We start from the raw sequence: 6066 nt of genomic DNA on the forward strand, positions 1-6066 counted from the left end.
GTCCGGTGCGGCGGGGGCCGCCACGTCCTGGCTGTCGGGCCCGTGCCGAGAGGTCAGACGCGACGGCCTGGAGAACCTCCGCATGTGACCCCGCACCTGCGGGGTGTGGTGGTGGACGTTCCTCAGAGGCCGATCGTCGGGGTGTAGGTCACGTCGCCGTGCGGGTCGATCCGCCAGCCGAAGGCGGAATCGCGAAGGCCCGCCGGGCAGGTGTACAGAATCGAACTCCAGCCGCTCCTGGCCGAGATCGTCCCGTTCTTGAGCGTCTTGGGGCCCTGGCCCGCGCTGCCCGCGCAGGTCACGCCGAACTGGCCGCGGATGGCGGAGCTGGATTTGTTCTCGAACTTGACCGTCACATTGCCCGAGGACTTGGCGATGCAACGGTGCACCTGCACGCCCGCGCAGGACCACGTGTAGGCCTGGGCCGTCGGGACCGTCAGTCCCAGGAACGACGCCGTCGCGGCGGCCGCGACGAAGAGACTGGCCGTTTTCCTCATACATTTCCTCCTGGTTGCCCATGAACAGGGTGTCGACCAAGTCAGAGGCAGCGCAGAAGTACTCGACCCGTCCCCCGACCGGCCCGCACAGCTCACCAGCGTGATCAGGCATACGTCAAATCGGCAGAACGAAGGGACAGGTACGAAGATCCAGCCTGTGGTGCTCCCGAAGTTCCTTTCACCGGGCGCCACTTGAAGCCGGCCGCCGTGCGGTTTGCCCCGTACTTGGTGCAGCAGATCTCGCGGAGCGCTGGTACCGGACCTCTAGTTCGATGAGGTCGAAGATCCCGGTGCGGGCGAGGGAGCGGCTCGGTCAGGGACTTGGGCAGAGCGGCTCCTGTTTGATGGTGGCAAAGAACGATTCGGCATTTCCCGGTGCGGCCGCTCCGGGCACCCGAACCGCCCCCCCCATGGCTCCCACCCGGCGGGCCATGAATCCGGCACTAGGGGCGTTGGCCGATGCCGTCGACCACGGCGATCCGCTGGAGACTCCTCGTCTCCTCGTACGGGTCGGTCCGTTGCCACCGACCGTTCACCACCTTGTTGGTGAAGCCTTCGACTCGCAGCCCGAGGTACGCGTAGGTTTCGCGGTCGAAGAGGAAGGCGAAGCCGATACCCGGGTAGGACACACCGATTCCGTGCCGGCCGAGGACGTCGACCTCGTCCCTGTCGATGCGCACCCGCGGGATGTCGGCGAGCGCCTCGAACGCGGCGGACTGCAGCCCCGGCGGCATCACCCGTGGTCCCTGCAGGAGAAGACACACCTCGCCGAACGTGTCCGCGTCCCGCTGCGGAGAGTCCGGCCGCCCGCGGCGGAACATCGCGAGGAGTTCGTCGGGATCGGTGGGCAGCTTCTTGAGCTTGGTGTAGACGGTGGGCGGCCACTGCACTTCGTGGTCGGTGAGCGGCGGATCGTGGTGGACCTTCCCGTACTCCTGCCGGCTGGAGGGCTTGGAGCCGTCGACGGACATCCAGCTCTCGTCCGTCCAGGTACGTGTTCTGCCGCCGTTGCGGGGGGTCCGCGCGGTGTACGTCCTGGTGTAGAAGTACTGGTCGTCGCGGGGGACAGGCAGTGGGCCGCGGTCGGCTCTCGAAGTGTCGGCGGCCTTCCGGAGGATCTGGGCCGCGCTGAGCGTGGTGAGGTTCGGTGCGGCCGCGTCGTCGGGGTCTCTCGTGACGGCGACCGTGACGCCTGCCGCGGCGGCGGCGGTGGCACCGACGAAGGCGCCGCGCAGAACGAGGCGGCGGGGCAGTCCACTTCGTGCGCCTCGACGCGTCTCGTGGTCGATCGCGCCAAGAAGGCGGGCCTGGGCAGCGGCGCGTGCCCGGGGAGTGAGCTGGACGTTTCCGGTTTCCCATTCGCGCAGTCCGGTGAGGTCATCCATGATCGTGCTCCTTGTGAGGTACAGCCGCGGGGTGGGCGTCCTGGGTGCCTATGGATCCGCGCAGTTGAGCCCGTGCCCGGTGCAGGCGCGAGCGCACGGTGCCGACGGGAATGCCCAGGGACCGCGCCGTCTCCGCGTAGTCGAGGCCACCCCAGGCGACGAGGAGCAGGACGTCACGGTGACGGGCGGGCAACCTGGCGAGCGCTCCCGCCAGGACGCGCGAGGCGCGTTCGGCGCTGACTTTCTCGGCGACCCGGTCCTCCATGGGCTCGCCCTCCGTGTTCTCCCCGCCGGCCGCCAGGGAGGCCGCACGCGACAGGGCGCGCAGGCGACGGGCCTCGACTCGCCGATGACGTCGGACGAGATTGGTCGCGATGCCGTACAGCCACGGGCGTGCCTGGGGCTGAGCCAGGTCGTAGCGGCGGCGCTGTTGAAACGCGACCACAAACGTCTCGGCCATCAGATCATCGGCCGCGTCGACGCCGAGCCGTCTGGCCACGTAGCGGTGGATGTCGCCGGCGTGCCGGTCGAACAGTACGGCGAACATGTCCGGTGTCTCCCAGGACTTCTCCACGACCGAGGCGTCGGTGTCGGACTCGTGGTCGTCCAGGGCGCCGGGCCAGGTACCGACGCCTGGCGAGAGCGTCACTCGTTGCCTCTTCGGTTCATGTACTTCCCCTGAAGTCGTTCGCGTGGACAACAGTGGTTCGTCGATGACCACTTGTGAGTTCCACCATCGCGATGTGACCTGTACCACACGGGAAAGGGTCGAATGGGTGGCCCACTTGAATGACGCCGGACGTCACGGCGCGGGCCGGGAGGTCTTCGGGGAAGTCCTGGAGGCCGGCCGCACCGATGTCGGCGAGGGAGGCTGTCATCAAGCCGCATTCCCGGACACCAGTATCTCGAAGACGTCCGCCGCGGCCCTTCGAGGTCCGGAAGCGGGGTTCCGCAACGTCCGGTTGGCGTTGTGCGACGCGCCTCATTGGACCGAGTCGGACGGTCCGGAAGGCGGTTGCCCCTTGTTCCCGAGTTCGAGGCTCCCGCCCGGCGGGCGTTCGATAGGTTGCCCGCCATGGCTGAACCAGCATCCGTCGCTTGGCCACCTGCCCCGATCAGGACCGAGCGGCTCGTGCTCCGCGAGCCCGAGGCCCGGGACCGTGCGGTGTTCGTCGAGCTGTTCGCCTCGCCGGAGGTGGGTGCCTACATAGGTGGTCCTCGACCGCGTGATGAGTGCGAGCGCAGGTTGCCCGAGACGCCCGACAGGCGCCCGGGCCGTTTCGTGATCGAGCTCGACGGCGCCATGATCGGCACCATCGAGCTCAACCGGCCAGACGCGGAACATCGGAGTCGTGTCCGTCCGGATGCCGGGGAGGCCGAGCTCGGCTACTTGTTGCTTCCGGAGGCATGGGGACACGGATACGCCGCCGAGGCGTGCGCGGCGGCGCTCGGCTGGTTCGCCGACGCGCTTCCCGGCGAGCCTGTGGTGCTCTGCACCCAGACCGCCAACGACCGCTCGATGCGCCTCGCGGCGAAGCTGGGGTTCACGGAGGTCCAACGGTTCGAGGAGTGGGGCGCCGAACAGTGGATGGGCGTGTGGTCCCCGGTCACGTCGGCGCGCCGGCATCCCGCGGCGCGGCCCCTACCGGCGTCTCGGCCATGAACGGCTGGTCACCCCGGCGGGCCTCGGACGTGAATGCGCCGATGCTCCTCTTTGCCGGCCGGCCCGCAAGAAATGCGATGTGAGCGCCTGCCGCCCGCCGGTGATCTTGCCCAGCCGGGACCGCGAGCGGGCGGCTGTCCAGGACCACGCTCTCGCGGTGCCCCGGCAGCAGCCGGCGGATCCGGGGGATCGGGGAAAGCGCCGCTCCGCCGCGTCCACTCAGACGTGCATGTCGGGGGTCCCGCGAACTGCATACGCCGGCAGGCGGGCTTCCTTGAGGTAGCCCGGGGAGAGCGAGAGGCCGAACCGCTGCTCAATCACGCCGAGGGTACGCCGGTAGGTGTCCGCGTAGGGCTGGCGTTCATGCGCGATGAGGGTGGTGCCGTCGGGCTGTAGTACGTGTCCGGCGACGAGGTCTGGAAGCAGCAGGTCAGGCTCCCGGCCCCAGCGCCAAATTTCCTCGCCCAGCCCGAAGCCGCAGAGTTCCACCCCGTCCCGAGCGTAAAAGACGGTGGCCGGCGGATGCTCTTGCATCGGCACGTAGTGGACTGCTTCGGCACCCTTGCGGGAGACCTCTGCCAGCCGGTCCCCACCGGTCGAATCGCCGTACTCCAGAGCGAACGACCAGCCTCCATGCTCTCCGACACGTACAACGCCATCACCATCCTCGGCCGCGCGATACCACTCGCCAAGGTCCCACGCTTCGGCGTCGGTGATCGGCTGGGTCGCTCCGTCCCGGTCGCCTCCCATGCGCACCGCCAGTTCCTGCGCGGATATCCCGCGTGCGAACACCACGCTGGACCTACAGTCCTCCAGATCGGCTAGCCACCGAATGCCGACGGGCATGCCTTCGCTCCTCACGGGATGCCCCGCGATCGATCTCGGGGCGTGCTGGTGTGGGGGTCCGGCGGGATGGTGGTTCAGCGATCGCCGGTCGGCCCGTTACTCGAACCGGTACTTCAGCGAATCCGACTCCGCCTGCTCGATGTCAGCGATCGTCAGCTCCGGCATCCGCAACTGGGCCAGCGTCACCTCGGCCGAGGTCGGCTGGGCGTCCACCGGCAGCCACTGCTCCGGCTTCCAGGCCCCGCTGCGCAGGAGCGACTTGGGGCAGTGCGGGTAGACCTCCTCGATCCCCAGCACCAGCGCACTGGCCGGCGGCTTGCCCACGGCGGTCAGCTGCGACAGCAACTCAGGGCGGGTGGAGACGCAGGCCCGGCCGTTCACCCTGAGCGTCGTGGTACGCCCCGGGATGACGAACAGCAGCCCGGCCCGTCCGGTGGCGACGACGTTCTGCAGGGTGTCCAGCCGCTTGTTGCCGGTCGCGTCCGGTATCGCCACCGTCCGTGCGTCCAGGACGGCGACGAACCCGGCGGGGCCGCCACGCGGGGAAACGTCACAATTGCCCTCGGCGTCCGCGCTGGCGACCAGGACCAGCGATGAACAGCCGATCAACCGCCGGGTCTGCTCGGTGAGTTCGGTCATCTGCTTGCGTATGGCCGCGTCGCCGGGGAGTTCGTAGGCCCGGCGCAGCGCCTCCTGGTCGGGCACGGCGTCGAGGCGGAGCGAGTCGAAGGCACTGCCGGCAAAGGGTGACGTCATGCCCCCGACCCTAATGGGCCGACCGTGCCGCAAGGCCGGGCTCCAGGCCGCCGATGTGCGCGGCACGACCACCAGCCACCGCGCCCGCTCCACCGTCGCCAGCCGGCTCTACAACGCAAAAGAGCCGATGACCCTGTTCGAACTGCAGGCCTGGCTCGGACACCGCTCACCGCAATCCACTGCCTATTGTGCCCAGATCAGTCCCACGACGCCGACCCGCGCCTACGACGACGCCGGCCACTTCGCCCGCAACGCGCGCACGATCGAGGTCCTGGGCGACCGCGACGCGTCACCTCGGGAGCCGCCGCGGCCGGCGAGCCGTGGCAGTACTACGACCTGGAACACGACTAACTCTCCTGCACGTTCTTCGAGCAGTGCCAATAACGGATGGCCTGCGCGCAGTGCGACTTCTACGCTCCGAAGGACTCGAGCCAGGACCAACTGCCCGAAGCGCAGGAGAACCTGGAGAAGACGCTCGCGAACATCCCCTGACCGCGGACGAGAGACGCGGTCGACGACGGACACGCCGCGCTCGACGCCCTGCTCGACCGGCTCACCGACGTGCTGACGCCCTCCGGCCCGACTCCGCGCCGACTCGCGGTCCCGGCCCATGCTGCGGTCCGTGTCGCGGAGCTGTGTGCGGCTGCGGAGGCCGACCCGGCGCATGTCGTGGCCGTCGCTGACGTCGGCGAGGCCTTCGGCCGGGTCGTCGGCGGCTGCAAGCGGCTGACCGGTGCCGCGGACCGTGCGCATCGTGCCGCCGGCCACCTCAGGAGCGAGCACCAGGCCGAATACGGCCGCATCAACACGGCCATGACCAGCTCCAAGGCGCGCCAGGCCAAGCCCGGCTTCACGTGCCGCGCTGACCGAGCCGCCCTCCCTCACCGCTGCGGGGCCGCACCCGGACGCCGGGTGCGGC

6 protein-coding genes and 1 pseudogene are annotated in these 6066 nt (G+C 69.3%); 2 read left to right on the top strand and 5 right to left on the bottom strand.

Annotated features, from left to right (window positions below; genetic code table 11):
- Positions 1 to 122: 122 nt before the first annotated feature.
- From ACFV0T_RS42010 to ACFV0T_RS42020, 3 genes are all read right to left on the bottom strand, one after another.
- Positions 123 to 497, bottom strand: coding sequence for a hypothetical protein (locus ACFV0T_RS42010; RefSeq protein ID WP_385790811.1), 375 nt, complete (start codon positions 495 to 497; stop codon positions 123 to 125).
- A gap of 443 nt (positions 498 to 940) precedes the next feature.
- A complete protein-coding gene (locus ACFV0T_RS42015) occupies positions 941 to 1882 on the bottom strand; it encodes a CU044_5270 family protein (protein WP_385790812.1) in 942 nt (313 codons plus the stop codon).
- Positions 1875 to 2531, bottom strand: coding sequence for an RNA polymerase sigma factor (locus tag ACFV0T_RS42020; RefSeq protein ID WP_385790814.1), 657 nt, complete (start codon positions 2529 to 2531; stop codon positions 1875 to 1877). The genes ACFV0T_RS42015 and ACFV0T_RS42020 overlap by 8 nt, the downstream gene beginning before the upstream one ends.
- 426 nt (positions 2532 to 2957) lie before the next feature.
- Between ACFV0T_RS42020 and ACFV0T_RS42025 the strand changes: the two genes are divergently transcribed.
- Entirely contained in the window at positions 2958 to 3545 is a 588-nt protein-coding gene (locus tag ACFV0T_RS42025) for a GNAT family N-acetyltransferase (protein WP_385790816.1), read from the top strand.
- A gap of 219 nt (positions 3546 to 3764) precedes the next feature.
- Here ACFV0T_RS42025 and ACFV0T_RS42030 read toward each other — a convergent pair whose 3' ends face one another.
- Positions 3765 to 4391, bottom strand: a complete 627-nt coding sequence (locus ACFV0T_RS42030; protein ID WP_385790818.1) for a DUF6461 domain-containing protein — start codon at positions 4389 to 4391, stop codon at positions 3765 to 3767.
- Between the two features lie 96 nt (positions 4392 to 4487).
- Positions 4488 to 5147, bottom strand: coding sequence for an MSMEG_1061 family FMN-dependent PPOX-type flavoprotein (locus ACFV0T_RS42035; protein WP_385790820.1), 660 nt, complete (start codon positions 5145 to 5147; stop codon positions 4488 to 4490).
- 669 nt (positions 5148 to 5816) lie between these two features.
- On the opposite strand from ACFV0T_RS42035, the pseudogene ACFV0T_RS42040 reads away from it, so the two are divergent.
- Positions 5817 to 6066 (top strand): annotated as a pseudogene (locus ACFV0T_RS42040) (hypothetical protein); the annotation flags it as partial.

This window comes from Streptomyces sp. NPDC059582 (assembly GCF_042735715.1).
Taxonomy (GTDB): domain Bacteria; phylum Actinomycetota; class Actinomycetes; order Streptomycetales; family Streptomycetaceae; genus Streptomyces.

Coding starts and splice junctions, on each gene's coding strand:
- ACFV0T_RS42015 (WP_385790812.1), bottom strand. CDS start 1,882: ATGGATGACCTCACCGGACTGCGCGAATGGGAAACCGGAAACGTCCAG.
- ACFV0T_RS42035 (WP_385790820.1), bottom strand. CDS start 5,147: ATGACGTCACCCTTTGCCGGCAGTGCCTTCGACTCGCTCCGCCTCGAC.
- ACFV0T_RS42025 (WP_385790816.1), top strand. CDS start 2,958: ATGGCTGAACCAGCATCCGTCGCTTGGCCACCTGCCCCGATCAGGACC.
- ACFV0T_RS42010 (WP_385790811.1), bottom strand. CDS start 497: ATGAGGAAAACGGCCAGTCTCTTCGTCGCGGCCGCCGCGACGGCGTCG.
- ACFV0T_RS42030 (WP_385790818.1), bottom strand. CDS start 4,391: ATGCCCGTCGGCATTCGGTGGCTAGCCGATCTGGAGGACTGTAGGTCC.